The sequence below is a fragment of the Rubricoccus marinus genome, from assembly GCF_002257665.1.
GTDB lineage: Bacteria > Bacteroidota > Rhodothermia > Rhodothermales > Rubricoccaceae > Rubricoccus > Rubricoccus marinus.
Window position 1 is genome coordinate 468,983 of sequence record NZ_MQWB01000001.1, and the last position, 22,984, is coordinate 491,966.

A 22,984-nucleotide genomic window follows, 5' to 3' on the forward strand; every position below is an offset into this window, starting at 1 on the left:
CCCGGACCCCATGAAACTGACCGACACCCGCCGGCTTACCGGCCCCAGCCTCCTCCTCGACGGCCCCGGCGCCATCGCCGAAGTCGCCTGCGAGGACGCCCAGGCGCGGCCTCTGGCGGACGCCTGGGAAACGCACCTCCGCGCGCTGTGCCGCGCCGTGGGCTGGCCTGCGCCCCACACCGCCGTTCGGATCTACAGCGGCGGCGCCTCGCTCGCCTTCGCGGCGCCGACCGACGCGCTCTACGCCGCGACCGAGATCAACGAGACCGCCGTCGGCGCCGCGGTGGCAACGCTCGGCGGTGACGCCGCGGCGGCGCTGGAGGGGACAGGCCAGATGCACCCGACCGGCGACCTGATCGCCAGCGTCCGCGACGAGCAGAACCCAGCGCTCCTCGCGCTCGAACAGGCCTCTGGCCCCCGAGGCGTCCCGTTCCTTTGGGACGACGACGAGGCCTCGGTTGGGCTCGGCGCAGGCAGCCAGACGTGGCCCGTCACGGCGCTTCCTTCGCCAGAGGCCATCAGCTGGGACGCCGTGCGCGGCATCCCGACGTGCATCATCACGGGGACCAACGGCAAGTCCACGACCGCGCGGATGGTCGGCGCGGTGGTACGGGCCTCTGGCGCCGTGCCCGGCATGACGAGCACGGACGGCGTCGTGGTCGGCAGCGAGATGGTGGAGCGCGGCGACTACTCAGGCCCGGGTGGGGCGCGGACCGCCCTGCGCGACCGGCGCGTCGAAGTCGGCGTGTTGGAGGTCGCCAGAGGCGGCATCCTGCGGCGCGGGCTGGGCCTCCCGAACGCGAGCGCGGTAGCGGTCAACAACGTGGACGAGGACCACCTCGGCGACTACGGCATCGACACGGTCCCGCAACTCGCGGAGGTGAAATTCGTCGTCGCCAAGGCGCTCGGCGAGGGCGGCGCGCTCGTCACCAACTGGGACGACGCGCACTGCCGCCGCGAGGGGCAGCGCCTGGCCGGGCCTCTGGCGCAGCGCGGCGCGCACATCGTCTGGACCGGCATGACGCCAGAGGCGTTGCCCGAGGGCCCCGCGGTCTCGGTCGTGGGCGGGTGGGTCGTGCGCCGAGGCGCCTCTGGCGGCTGGACCCGGGTCGTAGAGGTGACCGAGATCCCCGCCGCCCGCGGCGGCGCGGCGAAGTACAACGTGCGCAACGCGCTCACGGCGACGGGCCTCTCGCACGCGCTCGGCATCGCGGACGAGCACATCGCCAGAGGCCTGGGCGACTTCGCGAGCGACGTGGAGACCAACCCCGGACGCGGCAACGTCTTCCGCGTCAACGGCGCGACGGCGTGGATCGACTTCGCGCACAATGCCCATGGGCTCCGTGCCCTCGTGGAGACCGTGCAGGCGCTGCCGGCCACGCGCCGACTCGTGCAGATGAGCCACGCGGGCGACCGCTCCGACCGCGAGATCCGCGCCATCGCCCACACGCTGCACGCGCTCGACGCCGCGCAGTACGTCGTGGCCGACATGCCGGACTACCTCCGCGGACGCGAGCCGGGCGAGATCCCAGCGCTCCAGCGCGACACGCTGCTGGGCCTCGGCGTCTCGCCAGAGGCCATTCAGGAGGCGCCGGACCCGGCCTCTGGCGTGCGGCAGGCCCTCGCGTGGGCCGAGCCCGGCGACGTGCTGATGCTGATGGTGCTCGCGCGGCGCGAGGAGGCGATCCGGGCCATCCGCGAGGCCGGAGGCGTGCCCGCCTGAGCCTCTGGCGACGCGCGTCTCGGCGCCTGCTCACGCCGCACACGAACGAGCCCCGCTGCCAGGTGGCAACGGGGCTCGCGAGAGGCCAGGCTTTGGGCTTAGCGCACGACCGTGATGCGCTGCGTGGCGGAGAACGTCTCGCCCTGCGCGCGCACGACGTACACGCCCGACGCGAGACCCGACGTGTCCAGCGCGAGCGAGTGGACCGACGCCGCCAGAGGCCCCTCGTGCACCGTGCGCACGCTCCGGCCGAGCAGGTCCACGACCTCCACCGTCACGGCCTCTGGCGAGGCGAGCGTGAGCGCGAGCGTGGTCCCGCTCCGAGAGGGGTTGGCGCCGGTAACCGACAAGACGGCGCCAGAGGCGTTCGGCGAGGCTTCCGCAGCGACGGGGAGGCTGAAGTCCGCCGTGCCATCCGTCGCGCTCGAGGAGAGGCCCTGGCTGGCGTTGACGCCCAGCCCGCGGCGGGCGAATGCGGCCCAGATGAGGTCGCTGTTGGCGCCGCTGTAGAGCAGTTCGTCGGCCGCGAGGATGGCGTCGCGGCCGTCCACGAAGCCCGGGCTGCACGGCTGGAGCTTGAGCCCCTGCGTGACGAGGTTGAGTGCGACCTGGTTGCCCGCGCCGCCGTCGGCGTCGTAGGCGTCGGTGTCGAAGCCGTACCGGTCCACGAGGTCGAGCGTCATGTCCCACAGAACTGTTGCCCAGACGCTACCGACGCCGTGGGGGATCGAGAGCGTAGTTCCGGCTCCCGAGATCACGCTCTGGTAGGTGAGCGGGTTGACGGCGAAGTCCCGGGTGTACGGTGCCGGGCGGATGCCCCCTCCGTCCGTGCCCTCGTACTCCAGGTATGTCCCGATGCCCCTCGGGATGTCCTCGCCGGTCTGCATGGTGAGGAGGAGGCCGTAGTAGTCGCTCCAGCCCTCGCCCATCTGCTCCTGGTTGCCGAGGCATCCCGCGCGGCTGGCGCCGCCGGTGAGCCGGTTGGAAAGCCCGTGCCCGAACTCGTGGATGACCACGCCCGAATCGAGCCCGCTATCGCGCCGGATTCGAGGCCCGACGTTTACCTGCACGCCAGCCGTGGACCGAAGGAGGGTGCCCGTGCTGTTCTGCACGAACGACGAGGGAATGCCGACATCGTCGACGCCCCCCGCGGGGAGGCCCATGTTGACGAGGTCTTCAGGGCTGCCGGTCTCGCCCGCTCCTTTCCGGTCGTTGTTGTAGACCACGGCCGCGATGGCGCCAGCGGCCTCGGCGCTGCGGGCCTTGTCGATGAAGTTGCAATCGCCGCGTTCGATAAACGCGATGTTGCCCGCCAGCGCCGCCGCGTTCGCGATGGACCCCACCGTGCAGCCGCGCCCGGGGATGCCGTTCGCGTCCACGACGGTGACGAGGAGGCCGGAGGCGAGCCGCTCAGGGCCGAAGGAGGCTGCGGCGCTCGGGTAGGTGCGTGCCACGCCCGCAGGGGCGGTGACCTCGAAGACGGTGCCGGACCACTCGTACATCTGCATCCGCCCGGGGCTACCGTCCGAGGGCGTCGCGAAGTTGGCGTTGTTGAGGCACGGGCTCGTCGACTGGCAGGTGTCCGCCCCGCTCTGCGTTTCCAGGCGCGCCGCGTCCCCACCGGCGCCGCCGCGGCCGAAGTTGTTGACTTGGAAGTTGCCGGCGGCCTCGTCGAAGCCGTACTGGTAGGTGATGTCGTGGAAGACGTTGCCCCAGTAGAAGAGGTTGGTCACCGCCGCGTCCACGTTGTCCACGGGCTCGGCGTTGAAGTCGTAGGCGAAGTCGAAGACGAGCGAGGCGCCGCCCTCGGGCTGGCCGCTGGCGGTCGGCGCGCTGGTGTCGTCGCGGTCGAGGTAGGCCCAGACATTGTTGCCGCGGGTGGTGGTGAACTGCTGCGAGCCGGTGTCGTGCCAGCCCAACTCCGACGCCGTCGCGTCGGCGGGCTTGGCGACGAGCTCGTAGCTGCCGTGGTTGGGGCTCTCGGCAGGCCACGCGACCACGCGGTAGCTCCCGCCCGCCACCATGCCGAGGCTGGCCTCTGGCGCCAGAGGCGCGCGCGAGACCGGGGCCACCTCGGCGCCCGAGCCGTGCGCTGCCGGCCACTGATCGCGAGCGACGAGGTCGTCGGTGGCGAGGACGGAGCCGGTCAGGGCGTCCACGCGGACGGCCCACATCTGCGAGCCGTTGGTGGCGTGGAGCGTCATCGCCCACGCGAGGCGGAGCGCGCCGTCGGCGGTTGGCTGGTAGACGAGGTGGGGCTCAGTCGCTTCGTAGGCCGTCGCCTCTGGCGTTGGGATCGTCTCGCCGGGCTCATCGCTGAGCCACATCGGCCCGACGGGGGCCGGCGTGGACGCCCGGACGTGCGCCACCGCGAGCGCGGACGCGGCGCCAGAGGCCAGGCTCGGCTCGGTGGCGTTGGCGCGGGCCGCGAGGTTGGACGCGTAGCGCGGGCGGACGGCGTGGACCTTGCCGCTGGCGAGAACGGCCGCGGGCGCGATGGCGCCCCAGACCTCGATGCCCGCGTGGCGTTGCGCGAGGTAGACGTACGTGGCACCTGTGCGCCGGTCGAAGTGGCTGTCCGACACGTGGAGGTCAGCGAGGTCCGAGCCGCTAAACGCGTCGGCGGCGGAGGCTTGGACGTGCTGACGGGCGGCGAGGACGGCGGCGGACTCCTGAGCGAGGATCGGCGCGGAGAGTCCGAGGGCGAGCAGGGCGAAAAGCGCGTAGCGGAGGCGCATAAACCAAGGGGGTGCAGGGGAGGGCCAAGAAAGCCCCGCCTCGGAAGAATCGCCACCATATAGGCCCTCTTATCCTACCCGCCGCTCCGGATCACGCGGCCCGTCTCCGTCCGGTCGGGCGCCAGAGGCGTTGCGATTCCGCACCGAGGCGTGCCGCTACGGCCCTGAGGCGGCCGGCGGTGCGTTCGCGATCTGCCTCACTCGTCGCCACCTCTCCGCCCCTCTTGAACGAACGCGGGGAGCCGAGCCGCAGGAGAGGAGCGGCCCGCGCCGCGGTAAAGAATCGGACAACGCAGGGGGCGCCAGAGGCCGCGAGCCCAGGCCGGCGCCTCTGGCGGGCTAGCTTGCGCGCCCGACACCCGCGCTCCAGTCCGCGCCCCGATGGAAGACACCCTCGCCCGCCTGTTCCGCGACGCTCTCGCGCAGCTCCCCGACCTCCCCGCCGACTTCGACCCCGAGACGGTCGAGGTGGACTTCGAGGTGCCCGGCAACCCTGACCACGGCGACCTCGCGACAAACGTCGCGATGAAGCTCGCCAAGCCGCTGCGCCGCGCGCCGCGCCAGATCGCCGAGGCGCTCGTCGCGAATCTCAACGCCGATCCTAAGCAGGTTGCGGCCGTCGAGATCGCCGGGCCGGGCTTTATCAACGTCCGCCTTGCAAAGGCGTACCTGACCGACGGCCTGGCGGACATCCTCGCCTCTGGCGACGACTACGGGCGGACCGAGGACGGCGCGGGCAAGACCGCCATCGTGGAGTTCGTCTCCGCCAACCCGACCGGCCCGCTGACGGTCGGCCACGGCCGCAATGCGGTCCTGGGCGACACCGTGGCGACGCTGCTGACGTGGACCGGCTGGGACGTCACGCGCGAGTACTACTTCAACGACGCCGGGCGCCAGATGCGCGTGCTCGGCGAGAGCGTGCGCGCGCGCTACCAGCAGATCGTGGACCCCGAGGCGACGCAGAAGACGCTGGAGGACGGGACCGTCGTGCCGGCGAGCTTCCCCGACGAGGGCTACCGCGGCGCCTACATCACCGACGTGGCGCGCGCGCTCTTCGACGCCAGAGGCGACGCGCTCATGAGCGCCGAGACGGAGGAGCCGTTCCGCGACGCCGCCCGCGACGCCGTCTTCGCCGAGATCAAGGCCACGCTGGAGCGCATGTCGATCCACATGGACAGCTACTTCACCGAGCAGACCGTCTACGACAACAACGCGGTCTGGGACGTGGTGGAGAAGCTCAAGGCGCAGGACCTCGCCTACGAGAAGGACGACGCCACGTGGTTCGCGACGGGCAAGCTGGGCAAAACCGTCACGCGCGACGGCGAGACCAAGGCGCAGGACACCGTCCTCATCAAGGCCTCTGGCGAGCCGACGTACCGGCTCCCGGACATCGCCTACCACCTGGACAAGCTCGCCAGAGGCTATGAGCGCATCGTGGACGTGTTCGGCGCCGACCACATCGCGACGGTCCCCGACGTGATCCGCGGCGTGCGCGCGCTCGCCGGCGACGAGGCGGCGGAGAAGATCGACGTGCTCATCTACCAGTTCGTCACGCTCGTGCGGAGCGGGCAGCCGGTGAAGATGAGCACCCGCAAGGCCAACTACGTCACGCTGGACGACCTGATGGACGAGGTCAACGCCGCGCTCGCCGCCCAGGCCGAGCCCGGCCGCGAGGCGAGCGAGGACGCCGGCGCCGACGTGGTGCGCTACTTCTTCCTCATGCGCTCGCCCAACACGCACCTGGAGTTCGACCTGGATCAGGCGACCGAGACGGCGGAGAAAAACCCCGTTTTCTACCTCCAGTACGCCCACGCGCGCATCGCGAGCATCATCGACAAGGCTACGGAGGCCGGCATCACGGCCTCTGGCGCGGACCTCTCCACGCTTACGCACGAGAGCGCCGTCGACCTCACCAAGGGCCTGCTTCAGTTCCCGGACGAGATCCGCGGCGCCGCCGAGGCCATGGGCCCGCACCGCTTGGCGACGTACCTCCGCGAGGTCGCAACACTGTTCAACCGCTTCTACCGCGACTGCCACATCCTCGGTGAACCCGCCGACATCGCGGGCGCGCGCTTGGCCCTCGCGATGGCGACGAAAACGGTTCTTAAGAATGGGCTGTCCATTCTCGGCCTCTCGGCACCAGAGGAGATGTAATCGGCGGCGCTGGCGCGGAACTAGGGAAAGGGGACTGGTAGAGCGGCGCGGCTTCTGGCGCCAGAGGCGCGTTTGGGGTCTGCGGTGAGGGGTGGCTGCCCCCCGCTTTGCTTCCTCTGATCGAAACGCTGTCCCCTTTGCCAAGGAGGACAGGCCGACCGCCATCCAGGCGGGGCGGCCTTGGGGACTCTCGGAATGGTTCGGCGCCGAGCCTCTGGCGCCAGAAGCCGAGCGTGGCACTGCTTTTGGGAGTCCTCCCGTCACGCCCTGTCCGCCTCTGGCGCCGTGCAACACCCGCGCGAGGTGTCTACACAGCTTTCCGTGTGGCGCTCTTGATGTGTCTCGCTCCGATACCCGACCTTTTCCGCTCATCTCCCGGCCCGGGCACCTCGGCGGCGGCACCCGCGTTGGGGCCCCTTCAGGCCTCCCGCTCCGGAAGGCCCGCTCCTCCCACGCCCGGATCTCCTCGATGAGCCTCGCACAGCGCGCCGTCTACCCGACGCAAGCCGGCCCCCTCGGCCAGACCCTCGACTCCCTCCTCGCCAACGCTGCCCCCGCGCCAGAGGCCGACCTGATCGCCCTCGTCGTCCCCGACTCCAACCGCCTCGCGGGCGGGACCGCCGCTGCGGCCGCCTACGCGTACGCCAAAGGCCGCTCAATGGAGAGCGTCATCCTCGTCTCACCCAGCCACACCGGCGACTTCGGACGGCTCTCCATCTGCCAGGCCGACACCTACACCACGCCGCTCGGCCCCGTCGCGATCGACGACCGCCTCCGGCACGAGCTGTGCGACGAGGACGACGACATCTTCGTGGACGACACCGGCCACTACCACACCGAAGGTGCCGACGTGCAGCTGCCGTTTCTCCAGCGCGTGCTGGAGGGCGACTTCAAGGCCGTCCCCATCGTGATGGGGGAGGAGAGCCCGGCGTTCTGCCGCGAGCTCGGCCACGCCGTCGGCGAGGTGCTCTACGGCCACCGGTCGCTGCTCGTGGGCTCGTCCGACGTCGTTGGCGCCGAGGACGGTGCGTTGGACGCGCTGCGCGACGCCATTGAGACCTTCAACACGTCGGAGCTCATGCACCTTCTCGGCAGCGAGAAGGTGAAGGTGGAAGGCATGGGGTCCCTCATCGTGACGCTTCTTGCCGCGCAGGCTCGCGGCGCCAACAAGGCCACCATCCTCGCGCTCAGCGAGCCCGACGAGAACGGCGCCCCGGGCGCCATCGCCATCGCCCTCACGCGCGAGTAAACCCGTATGGACGTCTTCGCCTCGGCCTTCCGCGAGCCTCGCCCGCCCGTCGCCATTATCGGCGCGGGCGCCGTAGGCCGGGCGTTCGCGCTCCGCTTGTCTGACCGCGGCTTCCCCATCCGGGCCGTGATCAGCCGCACGGCCTCTGGCGCAGATGCGCTGGCGCGGGCCGTCGGCGCGCCCGTTTCGTCGGACCGCCTGGAGGACGTGCCCGAGGGCGTCGCTCTCGTGCTGCTCTGCGTCGGCGACGACCAGATCGAGGACGTGGGCGAGCTCTTGACCGGCGTACGCCGGAACTGGTCCGAGATCGTCGTGGCGCACACGTCGGGCGCGATTCAATCCGAGGCGCTCGCGCCGCTAGAGGCCGAGGGCGCCGCGGTGCTCTCGTTTCACCCGCTCCAGGCCATCACGCGCCAGTCCGACGCGTCGACGCTGGACGGGGCGTACATCGGGCTTGAAGGCGCGCCGCGAGGCGTCGCTGCCGGCATCGAGTTGGCCGTGGGACTCGGGCTGCGCTACATCGTGATTCCGGCCGAGGCCAAGCCGCGCTACCACCTCGCGGCTACGATGGCGTCCAACTTCCTCGTGACGCTGCTCGGCATGGTGCAAGAGGTCCTCGCCTCGCTGGACATCGACCGCCGCGAGGGCATCGCCATGCTCGAACCCCTCTTGCGCGGCACGCTCGATAACCTCGGCGCCAGAGGCCCGGAGGAGGCGCTGACCGGCCCCGTCGTACGCGGCGACATCCACACGTTGCGCCAGCACGGGCTCGCGCTGCGCCAGCACCTCCCGCACCTCGTGCCGGCCTACGCGGCGCTCAGCGTTGAAACCGTCCGCCTCGCGGTCCGCTCGGGGCGCCTGGACCCGGACCGCGCCGATGACGTGCTCTCGTTGCTCCAGCGCATGGTGACCACGCCGCTGCCCAACCGCGCCGGCGACGCTAGAGGCCCGGACCGACCGCCCGTTCCTCCGCCTGTGGAGGCGGGGTGAGGAGGGGGCGAACGGATCGTGTCGGGAGGGTGGATCCGCAGTGAGGGATGGAACGAAAGACGAAACGTGGGATACCTTGTGTCTCACCGATGTGCGACCCGCGCGGCTAGCCTCTGGCGACCCGCCTGTGTATGGACCCGAAAACGACTCTGGCGGCCTCGGCCGCACTCCCGACCCCGGATGGGGTCTCGGCGCTCGCCGCGCGAAGCCTCGCTCGCGAGTCTGGCGCCGCTTTTCAGAGCTTGCTGGCTGCCACGCACGACGCGCTTGGCCGCCTTATCGCCACCGTCCGCGCGGCGGAGTCCTCGGCGCTGTGCCTCGCGCAGCAAGAGCACGCCCACGGTATCGCGGAGAACCTGATCGCCACGCGAGAGGCCCTCTACACCGGCATCGCCGATGAGGCGCGCTGCCTCCGCACCGGGGCGCCCTCGCTGAGCGCCGCGCTCCGAGGCCTCGTGCGGCCCACGCGCCAACGCCTCGCCGACGCGGCGCAGGCCGTCCGCGAAGCCGCGCGCACGTCGCTCCAGCCTGAGGCCTGCGGTGGCAGCGGCTGGTTCGTCTCGACCGCCCGCGCCGTAGAGGCGCTGGGCGAGACCGCCACGCACCTCGACGCCCTCGCTGAGGCGCAGCCGCAGGGCTCCGCCGCCCGCGAACTCGGCGCCGAGGTGGCCTCCATGCTCCGCCACTCGCGCGACACGCTGCTGGCGGACATCGAGCGGCTGGTGGACTAGGGAAGCCCGGCGCTTTTCGGGACGTAGGGACAGGGCCTCTGGCGCCAGAGGCACGGGGGCTTCACGGTTCACGGTTGCTCCGTATGGCCTCGGACGGGTACGTTCGCGCTTCTCGTTTCCCCGTTGCCCGACCCTCCATGTCCGACGCCCCTTCCATTCTCATCGCGGGTGCCGGCGGCATCGGCGAGGCCACGGCCTTTATGCTCCTGGAGTGGGCGGATGTCCCCGTAAACCGGGTGTACATCGCGGACGCGAACGCAGACCAGCTCTCGCGGGCGCTCCGGTTTGTGGGAGACTCGGACCGGCTGGTGCCCGTCCCCCAGGCGATCTCGGCGAACCCGACCGGGCCTCTGGCGGCGGCGCTGGAGGCGTCGGCGGTTGTGCTGGACTGCCTGCCGGGCAGCCTCGCGCCAACGGTTGCCAAGCTGGCGATGGACGCCGGGTGCCACTACGCGAACCTGACCGAGTACGTCGCGGAGACGAACGCGATCATGGAGATGGCCGAGGGCGCCGAAACGGCGTTCCTGCTCCAGACCGGCCTCGCGCCCGGAACGGTGAACGTCCTCGCGCACCAGCTTATCCGGCGATTCGAGGCCTCTGGCGGGACCGTCGTCGCCGTGGAGATGAAGGTGGGCGCGCTCACGCGCCACGCCAGCGGCCCGCACCACTACGGCTTCACGTGGAGCCCCATCGGCGTCGCGACGGAGTACGTCAAGCCCGCGATCGTGCTCCGCGGCGGGCAGGTGCAGGAGGTGGACGCGCTCTCGGAACGCGGCCAGATCGTGATCCAGGGCGTCACCTACGAGGACGACCTCACCTCGGGCGGCGCGGCCGACATGCCGCAGCACTTCGCGGGCAAAATCAAGACGCTGGACTACAAAACGCTCCGCTACCCCGGCCACTACGCGTGGGTGGAGGAGATGATGTACGAGACCGGCCGCGACCCCGACATGCTCCAGGCCCGCATGGAGCGGGAAATCCCGATGGAGGAGGACGACGTGGTGATTGTGTACGCGAGCGTGGAAGGCGCCGACGAAGACGGCCGCCGCCGCCGCATCGCCAGAAGCTTCGTCATCGACCCGGTGGACACGCCGAACGGCCGGATGCGGGCGATCCAGGCGACGACCGCCGCGGGCCTGGCAGAGTCCGCCAAGGTGCTCCTTGCCGGTAGTCACAAGGGCGCCGTTCTCCAGATGGACCTCGACCCCGACGCGTTCCTCAACGGCGCGTTCGTCGGACGCGTCTACCGCTAGCCTCTGGCGCGAAAAGCGAGGCGTGCACGCGCTGATCTACTCGAACTCGGAGCGGTCCACGACCGCGCCGGAGGCGATCCAGCGCGCGAGGGCCTCTGGCGAGGCGCCATGCTCTGAGAGCACGGCCAGAGTGCCGTCGGCGTACATCGGAGGGGGCGCTAGCCCCTCGCCAGAGGCCATCCCATCAAGCCTAAACGCGGCCTGCCGCAGTCCCGCCAGCGGCCCCTCGCGCAGCACCACTCGCTCCGCCTCTGGCGCCTGGAACGCGTCCGAGACGCGCCGCACGGCGCCCGCGGGGACGGAACGGGCGTGGAGCGCCGCCAGCAGCGCCTCGCGCTCCCGGGTGGAGGTCGCCGCCACCAAGGCCTTTTCGAGCGCGTCGCGGTGCTGGACGCGCGCCGGATTCGTCGCAAAACGCGGGTCACGTGCCAGAGGCAGGTCCAGAACCTCGCAAAGCGCCGCGAACTGCCGATCCGTTCCGACGGCGAGGACGACGGGGCCGGTGAGGGTGGGGTAGAGCGTGCCGTAGGGCGCGATCTGCGGGTGCGCCGAGCCCATCCGGCGCGGCTCGTGCCCGGCCTGGAGCCACGCCGTGCCCTGGTTGGCAAGCGCGCCGAGCGCGGCGCCGAGCAGCGAGACCTGGATGCGCGCGCCCGTGCCGGTCCGCTCGCGCCGAAACAGCGCCGCGAGGACGCCCTCTTTGATCTGGTGCGCCGCCAGCACGTCCATCAGCGCGACGGGCAGCTTGGTCGGCTCGGCCTCTGGCGGGCCGTTGAGGTACATGAACCCGCTTTCGGCCTGCACCACGGCGTCGTAGCCCGCGCGCAGGTCGTCCGGTCCGTAGCCGGTCAGCTCCGCGACGATGAGGTCCGGCCTCTGGCGCCAGAGGCCCGCGATGCCCAGCCGCTCGGCGTCGCCGGGCTTGTAAGCGGTGAGGACGACGTCGGCGGCGTCGAGGAGGAGCGCCAGCGCCTCGCGGCCGCCGCGCTGGGTGAGGTCCAGCGCGACCGAGCGCTTGCCCCAGTTGGCGGCGCTGAAGTACGCCGTGCGGTCGTCGGCCGTGCTCTCGCCAGAGGCCTCTGGCGCCGTACCTGACTCTGGCGCCTCGCCGGGCAGGCGCCACGTCCGCGTCACGTCCCCGGCCGTGCGCGCGTTCTCGACTTTGATGACCTCGGCGCCGAGTTCTGCGAATAGCTGCCCTGCGCTGGGGCCCGCGAGCACGCCCGCGAGCTCGACCACGCGGATCCCCTTGAGCACGTCCATCATGCGAGGCTCTGGCGGAGCGCGTGCAGGGCATCGGGCGCGGTGCGCATGCGGCTGCCGTACCACGAGAACGCCTCGCCGTCTACGAGCACGATCTCCGCCTCCGGCGCCAGAGGCTGAAGCTCGGCGATGTGCTTCTGGGCGAATGGGTAAGGCTCGGAAGAGAGCATGACCACGTCGGGCGCGAGCGCCGTGATGGCCTCTGGCGTGAGGACGGGGTAGCGCGTCTGGTCGGCGCAGACGTTGGCGAAGCCGCCGCGCGCCATCACGTCCGAGATGTACGTGTCGCCGCCGACCGTCATCCACGGCTCGCGCCAGATGAGGTACAGCGCACGGGTGGAGGGCGGAGGGGCGTGGCCTCTCGCTGGCTCGGCTTCTGGCGCGAGAGAGGAGAACGCGCTCGCGATGTCCGCTGCCCACTTCTCCGCCTCTGGCGCGCGGCCGACGAGGACGCCGATGCGGCGGATCTCGTCCAGCGCCCCGTCTACGGTCGCGATGTCAGTCAGGTGGACCGGCGCGAACGTCCCGATGGCTTCGACCTGCTCGCGCACGTTTTCCTCCTTGCTTGCCAGCACCACGTCCGGCGCCAGAGGCCGCACCCGCTCGGGGTCCACGTTTTTCGTTCCGCCAACGATGGTTTTGCGCGCTTTCCAGTCTGCGGGGTGGACGCAGAACCGCGTGAGGCCGACGACTTCGTCGTCCAGGCCGAGGTCGGCCAGGAGTTCGGTGAGGCTGGGGACGAGGGAGACGATGCGCTGCGCGGCCATGGGGCAAGCTACCGGGTGCGGGCGCCTCTGGCGCCAGAGGCCCCGCTCGGATGCGCGGAGGCTGCGCCGTATCGTGAGGGGTCACCAGCCTGAAGTGCCATGTCTATCACGGTCTCCTCCATGCTCACGCACAAAGGCGGCGGGGTTGTCTCCATCTACCCCGAGGCTACGGTGTTCGAAGCCATCGGGCGGATGGTGGAGCACAACGTCGGCGCCATCATCGCGGCCGACGGAGACGACGTGCGGGGCATCTTTACCGAGCGGGATTACCTCCGGCAGATCGCGCTAGAGGGCCGCACGTCTCGCGAGACGCGCGTCGAGGAGGTCATGACGACCGACCTCGTCACCGTTACGCCTGAGACGCGCGTGGACGCCTGCCTCGCGACGATGACCGAGCGGAAGATCCGCCACCTGCCCGTTCTGCACGCCGGGCGCCTCGTCGGCGTGGTCTCCATCGGCGACTGCGTGCGCGCCCAGGCCGAGGCCGCCAGAGGCGAGGCTGATGAGCTCAAGCGCTTCGTCGCGGGCGGGTACACCGGGTAGCGCCCGGCTTCACGCACCTCTGGCGCCACACGCGCGTTGGGACCCCCGATCTTCCCCGTCCCATGCTGCGTCTCGCCGTTTTCCTCCTGCTCGCCTCTGGCGCCGCCCAGGCCCAGGAGGCGTTCACCTTCGCCGACCCCTCGGACTGCGCCTACATCGCCTGCGGCGACGGCGGCCCGTGCTACCTGGACCCGCGCGACGTCTCGGCGCCAGAGGCCCTCGCGCTCCTGGCCGAGCCCGCGCCGCCGTACCGACTGGAGGACCTCAGCGACCGCATCGCGGCCTCTGGCGACGGGGCGTTCGTCGCGCCGCTCCTCGCCCTCGCAGACGGGCAGGCCGGCGTGGATGGGGACCTGGATGCGCTGATCCGCCAGCAGGACCACGCCTTTTACGCGTTCCGGGCCGCCAGCGGCCTCGGGGCGCCACGCGAGGCGTTCGCGCGCCGCGCGGCGGACTTCAGCCGTCCCGTGGTCGCCGCCGCCGCCATCCGCGCGCTGGCGCTGGACCCGCAAGAGGCGGAGCTGGACAGCTTACGTGCGGCCTCTGGCGAGGTGGACCTGGGGCAGTCCCCGGCGCACGCGCTCGCCGCGTCCGCGCTGACGCACTACACGGCGTCGCTGCTCGCGCGCCAGCGGTACGAGACGCTCCGGAGCATCAACGGCCGGCTCAACTACATCCTGTGGGGGCCGCGGGAGGGCTGGCGCGTCCACGCCCTCCGCGACCTCCACGCTGAGGACTCCCGCCGCGTGGACCTCGCGATCCTCTCGTATCAGGTCGGCACGGCCGGAAACGGCGGGCCGCCCGCACCCTCGCGGAGCCTCGCGTGCGAGCAGACGGAGATCGAGGCGTACGCCCGGGAGCGGCAGGCGCTCTATCTCCTGCTGGAAGCCCCACCGAGCCTCGTGCCCCCGTTCCGTGCGCCAGAGGCGGAGGGCGACGAAAGCTGAGCCTCTGGCGCCAGAGGCTCTGGATGGGTGGGCCGGTTCCCGGCTTAGAGGCCTTCCAGCCGGTGTCATCGCGAGGAGCGTGCGACGCGGCGATCTGGCGGGTCCGTGCTCGGCGCCGCAGGATCGCCGCGCTTCGCTCGCGATGACACCGATGACGCCGGTGCGGAGGTCCGGCGATGGGGACGTGGCGAGAGAGACTAAACCCTGTCGCCAGAGGCTCAGGCCTCTGGCGCGAGCGCCGCGGCCAGGCGGCGCGGGAGGCCGTCAAAGGAGCCGTTGGACATGACGAGCGCGAGGTCGCCGGGACGCAACGCTTCTACTAGCTCCGGCAGGAGGTCGTCGGCGCTGGCGAAGGCGCGCGCCGAGGTGCCGCTGGCGCCGACGCCAGAGGCGACCGCTTCGGCGTCGAGGAAATCCGCGGGGTCGTCGTTGTGGCGGAGTGGCGGCGTGGAGAGGAACAGCGCGTCGGCCGTCGCGAGGGCCTCGGCGTACGGAGCCTCGAAGGCCTTGCGGCGCGAGGAGTTGCTGCGCGGCTCGAAGACGGCGACGACGCGGCGCCCCGGCCACCGCTCGCGCACGCCCTGGACCGTCGCGCTGACGGCCGTTGGGTGGTGCGCGAAGTCGTCCACGACGAGCACGCCCGCTTCCTCGGCGATGACCTCCTGCCGCCGCTTCATGCCGCCAAACGATCCCAGCCCGCGCGCCACGGCCTCTGGCGTCGCGCCGGCGTCGATCGCGACGGCCGCGACGGCCAGGGCGTTGAGCGCGTTGTAGCGGCCGCCCATCGGCAGGCGCACGTCGGCGACGGGCTCGCCATGCACGACAAGTGTAAACGCCTGCCCGCCCTCGACCGGCGTGAGGTCCCGCGCGGCGACGTGGAACGTCACGCCAGAGGCCTCGCGGCCTTCCTCGCCGTAGAGCCGCACGCGCGCCCACGTCCGCTTGGCCAGCTTGCGGACCTCGGCGTCCTCGCCGTTGAGGACGAGCAGGCCGTCCGGCGGCGGGAGCGCGACGAAGGCGTGGAAGGCGCGCTTGTACTCCTCCCAGTCGCGGTAGATGTCGGCGTGGTCGAACTCCAGGCTCGTCACAATCGCGCGGTACGGCTGGTAGAGGATCATCTTGGGGCGCTTGTCGAAGTACGCCGCGTCGTACTCGTCGCCCTCGATGGCGAACACCTCGCCCGTCCCCAGCCCGCTCGTGGTCTCCTCGCCCACCATGACCCCGCCGACGAGGAAGCCGGGGTCCAGCCCCGCCTCGCGGAGCACGTGCGTGAGGAGCCCCGTCGTGGTCGTCTTGCCGTGCGTGCCGGCCACGACCGCCGGGCGCCTCTGGCGCAGGAAGAGGTGCGCGAGCGTTTCGGGCAGCGACGCCTGCACGACGTTCTGCTCGCGCGCCGCCGCGGCCTCCGGGTGCGTCGGCGTGGCCGCGTTGCCGACGACGACCAGGTCCGCCCAGCCGCTGATGTGCGCCGCGCTGTAGCCTTCGTCCACCCGGATGCCTCTGGCGGCCAAGCGCGTGCTCATGGGCGGGTAGGCCGCCTCGTCGCTTCCGCGCACCTCGTAGCCGGCCTCCGCCAAGAGCTCGGCGAGGGCGCCCATGCCTTTCCCGCAGATGCCGATGAGGTACACCTTCCGGATGGCCTCTGGCGGCGGGAGCGGGGGCCGCGCGAAGACGCGGAGGTCGGCATCGGCGAAGTCTTCGAGGCGGCGCATGAGGCGGATAAAGGGGAGCCGGGAAGGTACCGGCAGCGCCCGCCCCTGGCGCCAGAGGCTACGCCTCGTCCACCGGCGGAACGCCGCCGGTGAGGCCCAGCTCCACGACGGCTTTTTTCTCGCTTGCGACCTGCTTGGAGGCCTTCTCCGCGGCCTCTGGCGAGAGGCCCAGCTTGCGCGCGCGGGACTCCCAGCGCTCGCGAGCGGCGGCCTGCATGTCGTGGTCGGTGTCCACCTCGTCGACGATCTCCACATCGAGCAGCGTCTCGATCACGTCCTCGACGGTGACCACGCCGGCCGTCCCGCCGTACTCGCCGACGACGACGGCGAGGTGCTCCTGGCGGTCCAGGAGTTGCTCGAAGACCTGCGGCAGCGGGAGGTCGTGCGCGACCGAGAGCACGTCGCGGCGGAGCGACGAGGCCGGCACCTCGCCCTCGCCTCCGGCGACGGCCGCGAGGACCTCGTCGCGGAGGACGTAGCCGGTGACGTTGTCCATCGAGCCGGTGTAGAGCGGCAGCCGCGAAAACGTCTTCTGCTCCGCGACGGTCGCCAGAGGCGTGCTCTCGTCGAAGGCGACCGTGACGGTCCGCGGCGTCATCACGTCGCGCGCTTTGAGCTCGTTAAAGCGCAAGAGGCTGGCGAGGATGCGGCTCTCGGACTTGTCGAAGACGCCCTCTTCGTGCCCGATCTGCGCGAGCGCGGCGATCTCCTCGCGCGAGACCGAGCCCTCCTTCTCGCCTCTGGCGATGAGCTTGGTGATGCCCTGCGAGAGCCACACGAGCGGGATCGTGATCCAGATCAGCCACGGCAGCACGCGGCTGACCAGCGGCGCGAGGCCGCGCCAGTAGACTGCGCCGAGCGTCTTGGGGATGATCTCCGAGAGCACGAGGATGCCCAGCGTGAGGACGGCGGAGAAGATGCCGATGGCCTCGTTGCCGAAGTAGGCCGCCGCCTCGGCGCCGGCGCCGGCCGCGCCGATCGTGTGCGCGACCGTGTTAAGGCTCAGGATCGCCGCCAGAGGCCGCTCCACGTCGGCCTTGAGGCCCTTGAGGCGCTCGGCGGCCTTGGGCTTCGTCGCCGAGAGGTTGCCGATGTAGGCCGGGCTCACGCTCAGCAGCACGGCCTCCAGGACCGAGCACAGAAAGCTCACGCCGATGGCGAGCGCGATGTAGAGGATGAGCAGGGTCAGCGAGCCGGAGCCGGTACCGACGGCGCCGCCGGGGACGAGGAACAGGAGCATGGTGGAAGCGGGGTGACTCCCGGGTACGCGCGCGCTGCCCGTCGGGTCCGCCTCTGGCGCCAGAGGCCGCTGCGATTTGTGTGGGGCGTGAGCCGATCCGGCGCGGGAATGCGATCTGTGGTCACCCCAGACTCCACACGCATGACTCGCGCTTTCTGCTTCGCCCTCGCGCTGCTCGCCGGCGCCTTCGCCTCGGGCGCCGACGCTCAAACCTGCACCACCTCGTGGACCGCCGCCTCTGGCGCGTGGTCTGGGGACGCCAACTGGAGCAACGGCGCGCCAGGCGCCTCGGACACGGCCTGCATCACGCGGAACGGGACGTACACCGTCACGCTAGACCGCGATCAGGCCCTCGCCGGGCTCGTCGTCGGGGGCGGCAGCGGTCAGCAGACGCTGGTCTTGGACCGGACGTTCACGTCGCTCGGCGGCGGCACCATCGGCGCCAGAGGCCGCGTTGAGATCGGCACGTCAGGCCTGCGCGACATCACCGGCACGCTCACCGTGGAGGGCACGCTTGTCCACCGCAACGGCTCGGGGCTCCTCACGCAAGGCGGGACCGTGGACGTGGCCTCTGGCGGCACGCTCCGCGTCCGCACCGGCATCAACTCGGTGTCCATGGGCTCCTTTTCGGCGGACGACCCCTCGCGGATCATCGTCCGAGGGACGCTGCTCTTCGACGCGGAGGGCGAGACGCCACGCGGCGTGAACGTCCGGAGCGGCCTGGACCTCGCGGGCGGAACGATCGCCGTGACCGCCGGCCGCGTGGACTTCTCGACAGGAGGAACGTGGACCGGCGGCACGTTCGACGTGCCCGAAGGGGGCTACCTGTGGTTTACGAGCGGGGCCTATGAGGTCACCGGGACGCTTGGAGGCAGCCCCGCCGGACAGGTCCAGTTCAGCAGCGGCGTCACCCTCTCAGCAGGCGTGGGCGGCGCCACGTTCGACGTGGGCGGTGCGGGAATCGAGGTCTCGCCTGGCAGTGGCAGAACCACGTACTTGCGCAGCGCGGGCGGCACGTTCATCAACAAAGGGCGGCTCACGGCGCAGGGCAACGGCCTCTGGCTCAACAACGCGACGCTTCGCAACGAGGGCCGGATGACCATCCGGACGGGGATGCGGCTGGAAGAAGCCGCGACGCTGAACAACCAGGCCTCTGGCCGGATCGAACTGGCGAACGGGGGAGGGATCTCGGGTGGCGTGGCCGGCGGCGCAGTCCGGGGGACCGGGCGGATCGAGGCCGCGTCGGGAGGGCGGGCTTCTATCACTGTGCCCTCGTTTCTCGACGGGGCGACCGTAGCCGTCACCGACGCGGAACGCCTGCAACTGAGCGGCGGCTCGCTCCGCGATGTCACGTTCGAGGTGAGCGAGGGCAGCTCGCTCTGGCTCACGTCCAGCAACGGGGGAGGCGTCGGCGGCGCGTTCGAGGTGGGCGGCACCCTCGCGGGCGACATCGCGGGCGAACTCCTGCTCACCTCTGGCGGCACGTTCGTGGCGGTCGCGGACGGCGTCACCCTGGACGTAGGAGGAACGGGCCTCACGGTTTCGCCTGGCAGCGGGCAGACCGCGTTCTTCCGGAGCGCGGGCGGCGCGTTCCTCAACACGGGCCTCCTCACGGCGGATGGCAACGGCCTCTGGCTGGACGGCACCACGCTCCTCAACGAGGCACGGTTCGACGCCAGCACCAACGTCCGGCTGCTTTCCGGCGCGCAGATCGTCAACGCCAGAGGCGCCACGTTCCGATTTGTAGACGGCGGCGGCATCACGCCGGGTGAGGGCAGCGGCCGGGTCGTCAACCGCGGAGACCTGATCAGCACTCTCGATCAGCGCACGTCGGCGCGGTCAACGATCTCTGTTCCCGTTGACGTAGAAAACGCCAGCGTATCAGCAGAGGCCGCGGACCTCTTCTTCCAGGGCGGCGGCACGTGGGAGGACGCCGTCGTAGCGGTGGCAGAAGACCTCGACCTGTGGATGTACAGCTCGGAGTTCACCCTCGTGGGTACGTTCTCCGGCAGCTCCGAGGGAGCGTTGCTGTTCACCTCGGGCGGCACGTTTACCTCGGGGGCGGGCACTACCACCCTGGACGTGGGCGGTAACGGCATCGTGTTTACGCCAGGCAGCGGGCAAGCCACGTTCCTCCAGGGCGCGTTCACCAACACCGGCCGCGCGACCATATCGAACAACGGGCTCTGGATGCAGGGCGCGAGCCTGCTCAACGAGGGGGAACTGATCGTCCGTACGACGCTTCGGTTGAACGAGGGCGCAACCGCGCGCAACACCGGCACGGCCATCTTCGCCGGCGGCGGCAGCATCAGAGGAGACGCCTCTGGCGGCACGTTTACCAACGAGTTCCTCGTACTCAAGACAGAAGGCAGCAGCACAAGCTTTGGCGGCTACCTACGGAGCGCGCCCGGCTCCGAACTGCGGACGCTCAACGGGCGCCTCTTCCTCAGCGACGAGAACCCGGCCAACTACGGAGCGGGCGTGCGGCTCACCCTCGCAGCGCAGGACAGCGCGAGCATTTATACCACCCAGTTTCTCCAAGGCACCTTCAGTCCCGGTGTCCCCGGCGCCGAGATCGTCGCCGTCAACCACGACGGGAACCTCCGCCTGAGCGATTCTGAAGGCGACGCCCGTCTTGTGATCGACGTGGGGCCGGACGGGACCGGCGACCTCATCAACACCGAGCAGACGGTCACGCTCGGCGGCACGCTCGTCGTGCGTGTGCAGGACGGATACACGCCCACCGCGGGCGAGTCGTGGACCATCATCCGCGATCTTCGCAACAACCTGACGCAGGGCGACTTCTCCTCCATCGAGGTAATCGGCGGGCCGCCAGAGGTCACGTTTGTGGTGGACGCGTCAAATCCTGGCGCCGTGGTTCTGCGGGCGGCCTCTGGCGTGGCGGTGAGCGCGCCGGTGGCGGAGGTACGTGAGGGGGGGGCGCCGGTCGCGTTCCTCCTCTCGCACCCCCGCTTCGACACCCCGTTTACGATCGAGTACGAACTGGATGGGCAGGCCACGCTGTTTGAGGACTACACGCTCTCCGTCTCGCGCGGCACCATCCGCGCGCTGCCCAACACGACCGAGACGGCCGTGACGCTCTTCCCCCGCCGCGACGCGCGCACGACGGAGGGGCCGGAGGCTGTGGTCTTCCGCGTCGTGGACGGCGGCGATGCGACTCCCCTCCCGGGCTTCGCCGAGGCTGGCGTCGTCATCACCGACGGGCCGTCGGTGGACGCGCTCACGCTCGACGGCGTCGCCCCCGCCAGAGGCGCCAACACGGGGACGGTCACCCCGACCGTCTTCGGCTCTGGCTTCAGCGACGCGGCGACGGTCCGGCTGCAGCGCGGCGGCGCGTCCGTCACGGCCTCCTTCGTCTCGGCGGCGACGGGCGGGGCGGGCGTCAGCGCCGAGTTCGACGTGGCAGGCCTTGCGCCCGGTGCCTACGACGTGGTTGTGGAGGAGGGCGGCGAGGCCGCTACGCTCGCGGGCGCCTTCGAGATCGTCGAGGTCCCTCGCCGCGTGGAGGTTTGGGCGGACATCGCTGGGACCTCGGCCCCGCGCAGCGGCCGTTGGAGCACCTACACCCTATTCCTCGGCAACGATTCCGACGCCGACATTTACGACGTGGGTCTCGTCCTCCGCATCACGCCGGACACCGAGTACCGCTTCCTGGAGGGGGTCAACGATCTCACCGGCCTCCCCGCGAGTGAGCAGGAGCCCTCGCTGACGGCCGTGGGCCAGTCGCAAGTGGTTCCGATGTGGTTCAAGAAGCTCCCTGCGCGCTCCACGGGGTCGTTCCGCGTCCAACTCAAGAACGTCGCCCCGCTCGGGATCGGCGACGGCATGGGCATCGCCTACGAGCTCTACCCGCCAGAGGCCCTCAACCCGGTCACGTGGAGCGGGGACTTCGACGGCGAGGACATCCCGTACAATTACGGGCTGCTCTGGGGCGGATTCGGAGTGTTCTCCGAGATCGAGTTCACGCCCGAGAGCGGGGAACTCCCGGACTTCCTGGCCTCTGGCGAAAGCAGCACGGCTCTGATACGCAACAGAGGCCCGAACCCGCGGTGGGACCGCGACAAGCCGATCTCGGACTACACCGACGACCAGATCTTCGACGAGTACGACACCGCCGGCCGGTTCAACTCTTATTACAACACAGACATCCAGCCGAGCGAGCAGACGAGCGTCGACAACCTGGGAGGATTTCTGATTAGCCCCCTGTTCCAAGAGGCGGCCATTGCAGCGGGCTACAGCACCGCGGCCATCGCGGCCATCATCGCAGGTGGCATCACCGCGATGTGGACGGTTCGGGCGTATGGACTGAAGTCTCGCCAGATCCTCTGCGACCGCGATATCCTCCCGCCAGAGGAGTGCGGGCCGAACCCGCCAAACGGTCCGCCCGGCAGCCCACCTGGCAGCCCACCCGGCGGCGGCGGATCCGGCGGCCCGGCCGGCCCCAACGGCGGCCCGGGTGGCGGCATCGGCGGCGGCAAGCTAGGCGGCTCGTTTGACCCCAACGACAAGCTCGGCCCCGTCGGCGCAGGCGGGCAGCGGTTCTACGATCCCGCTCGCGCCACGACGCCGTACACCATCCGCTTCGAGAACATCGACACCGCCACCTTCCCCGCCCAGGAAGTCGTGGTTGTGGACACCCTCGATGCAAGCGTTTTCGACCTTTCCACCTTCTCGCTCGGGCCCATTCGCTGGGGCACCTCTGGCGTCGTCATCCCGCCGCCGGGCGCTCAGGCTTTCGAGGCCGAGGTCGATCTCTCCCCGGGGCTGCAGGCCACGCTGCTTATCACTGCCGGGCTCGATCCCACGACGGGCCGCGCGACGTGGCGCTTCACCACGCTTGACCCATCCACAGGCGACCTTCCTGAGGACGGCACGGTCGGGTTCCTCCCGCCCAATACCACCCAGCCGGAGGGGGAAGGGAGCGTGACGTTCTCTGTGCGCACCCACCCTGCGCTTCCAACGGGGACAGCAGTCTCCAACGGGGCCGAGATCGTCTTTGATGTCAACGCGCCCATCGTAACGCCAGTGTGGACGAACACCGTGGACACCACCGCGCCGATGACGAGCGCGGACCCGCTGGGCGCAGTGGTGGAGAGTCCGGTCCGGATCACGGCCTCTGGCGATGACTCCGGCAGCGGGGTCAACATCTACGCGCTTTACGCCTCGCAGGACGGCGGGGACTTCCTGCAGATAGCGGTCTCCGAGGCCCCGGAGTTCGAGGTGGAACTGGAGCCCGGAAGCACGTACGGGTTCTACACGCTAGGCATCGACTTCGTGGGCAACATCGAAGGCGCGAAGACCGAGGCCGAGGCGACGACGATGATCGCCGTTGCAGGCGAAGAGACCCCCACCGGGCCTCTGGCGCTGACGCTGGAGGCGCCACGCCCCAACCCCGCCAGAGGCCTCGTGCGGCTCCGCTTTGGCGTGCCAACGAGCACAGCCGTGAGCATGCGCGTGCTGGACGCGCTTGGCCGTGAGGTGGCCACGCTGGCCTCGGGCGAGAGCGCGGCGGGATGGCACGCGGCGGAGTGGTCGCCGTCGGTGGCCTCGGGTGTGTACGTGGTGGAGCTCCGAGCGGGCGACGAGGTGCGGCACCAGCGCCTGACGGTCGTGCGGTGAGGGCCGGCCTCTGGCGGGTGAGGGTTCGCCAGAG

At 70.7% G+C, this 22,984-nt stretch carries 14 protein-coding genes; 9 read left to right on the plus strand and 5 right to left on the minus strand.

Translation table 11 applies throughout. The features are described from left to right. Window positions 1-10 precede the first annotated feature (10 nt). Window positions 11-1,723: a Mur ligase family protein gene (locus tag BSZ36_RS01790; RefSeq protein WP_094545450.1), complete on the plus strand. Its 1,713-nt coding sequence runs from the start codon at window positions 11-13 to the stop codon at window positions 1,721-1,723. Window positions 1,724-1,821: 98 nt separating this feature from the next. On the opposite strand, the gene BSZ36_RS01795 is transcribed toward BSZ36_RS01790, so the two are convergent. Further along, window positions 1,822-4,461, minus strand: coding sequence for a M36 family metallopeptidase (locus tag BSZ36_RS01795; RefSeq protein ID WP_094545451.1), 2,640 nt, complete (start codon window positions 4,459-4,461; stop codon window positions 1,822-1,824). Window positions 4,462-4,842: 381 nt separating this feature from the next. Between BSZ36_RS01795 and argS the strand changes: the two genes are divergently transcribed. From argS to BSZ36_RS01820, 5 genes are all read left to right on the plus strand, one after another. Next, a complete protein-coding gene (gene argS, locus BSZ36_RS01800; RefSeq protein WP_094545452.1) occupies window positions 4,843-6,615 on the plus strand; it encodes an arginine--tRNA ligase in 1,773 nt (590 codons plus the stop codon). 469 nt (window positions 6,616-7,084) lie between these two features. Further along, entirely contained in the window at window positions 7,085-7,864 is a 780-nt protein-coding gene (amrB, locus tag BSZ36_RS01805) for an AmmeMemoRadiSam system protein B (protein ID WP_094545453.1), read from the plus strand. A 6-nt stretch (window positions 7,865-7,870) separates the two neighbouring features. Continuing rightward, window positions 7,871-8,854 (plus strand): Rossmann-like and DUF2520 domain-containing protein, encoded by a 984-nt coding sequence (locus BSZ36_RS01810; protein ID WP_094545454.1) that lies wholly within the window; start codon window positions 7,871-7,873, stop codon window positions 8,852-8,854. A gap of 131 nt (window positions 8,855-8,985) precedes the next feature. Further along, window positions 8,986-9,585 (plus strand): hypothetical protein, encoded by a 600-nt coding sequence (locus tag BSZ36_RS01815; protein ID WP_094545455.1) that lies wholly within the window; start codon window positions 8,986-8,988, stop codon window positions 9,583-9,585. A gap of 137 nt (window positions 9,586-9,722) precedes the next feature. Continuing rightward, complete coding sequence (locus BSZ36_RS01820; RefSeq protein ID WP_179270968.1) at window positions 9,723-10,838, plus strand: saccharopine dehydrogenase family protein; 1,116 nt, start codon at window positions 9,723-9,725, stop codon at window positions 10,836-10,838. A gap of 36 nt (window positions 10,839-10,874) precedes the next feature. Here BSZ36_RS01820 and BSZ36_RS01825 read toward each other — a convergent pair whose 3' ends face one another. Together BSZ36_RS01825 and BSZ36_RS01830 are read right to left on the minus strand one after the other, a co-directional pair. Further along, window positions 10,875-12,104, minus strand: coding sequence for a CaiB/BaiF CoA transferase family protein (locus BSZ36_RS01825; protein WP_094545457.1), 1,230 nt, complete (start codon window positions 12,102-12,104; stop codon window positions 10,875-10,877). Beyond that, window positions 12,101-12,868 (minus strand): helical backbone metal receptor, encoded by a 768-nt coding sequence (locus BSZ36_RS01830; protein ID WP_094545458.1) that lies wholly within the window; start codon window positions 12,866-12,868, stop codon window positions 12,101-12,103. The genes BSZ36_RS01825 and BSZ36_RS01830 overlap by 4 nt, the downstream gene beginning before the upstream one ends. Window positions 12,869-12,967: 99 nt before the next feature. On the opposite strand from BSZ36_RS01830, the gene BSZ36_RS01835 reads away from it, so the two are divergent. Together BSZ36_RS01835 and BSZ36_RS01840 are read left to right on the plus strand one after the other, a co-directional pair. Continuing rightward, on the plus strand, window positions 12,968-13,411 hold the full coding sequence (locus tag BSZ36_RS01835; RefSeq protein WP_094545459.1) for a CBS domain-containing protein: 444 nt from the start codon (window positions 12,968-12,970) through the stop codon (window positions 13,409-13,411). A 62-nt stretch (window positions 13,412-13,473) separates the two neighbouring features. Next, the gene (locus BSZ36_RS01840; RefSeq protein WP_094545460.1) at window positions 13,474-14,358 is read left to right on the plus strand and encodes a hypothetical protein; all 885 of its coding nucleotides are present in this window, start codon (window positions 13,474-13,476) and stop codon (window positions 14,356-14,358) included. 218 nt (window positions 14,359-14,576) lie between these two features. Here BSZ36_RS01840 and BSZ36_RS01845 read toward each other — a convergent pair whose 3' ends face one another. Next, entirely contained in the window at window positions 14,577-16,070 is a 1,494-nt protein-coding gene (locus BSZ36_RS01845; protein WP_094545461.1) for a UDP-N-acetylmuramate--L-alanine ligase, read from the minus strand. Between the two features lie 58 nt (window positions 16,071-16,128). Continuing rightward, complete coding sequence (locus BSZ36_RS01850) at window positions 16,129-17,310, minus strand: CNNM domain-containing protein (RefSeq protein WP_218827522.1); 1,182 nt, start codon at window positions 17,308-17,310, stop codon at window positions 16,129-16,131. A gap of 141 nt (window positions 17,311-17,451) precedes the next feature. Between BSZ36_RS01850 and BSZ36_RS01855 the strand changes: the two genes are divergently transcribed. Continuing rightward, window positions 17,452-22,950 (plus strand): DUF7619 domain-containing protein, encoded by a 5,499-nt coding sequence (locus tag BSZ36_RS01855; RefSeq protein WP_094545462.1) that lies wholly within the window; start codon window positions 17,452-17,454, stop codon window positions 22,948-22,950. Window positions 22,951-22,984 lie beyond the last annotated feature (34 nt).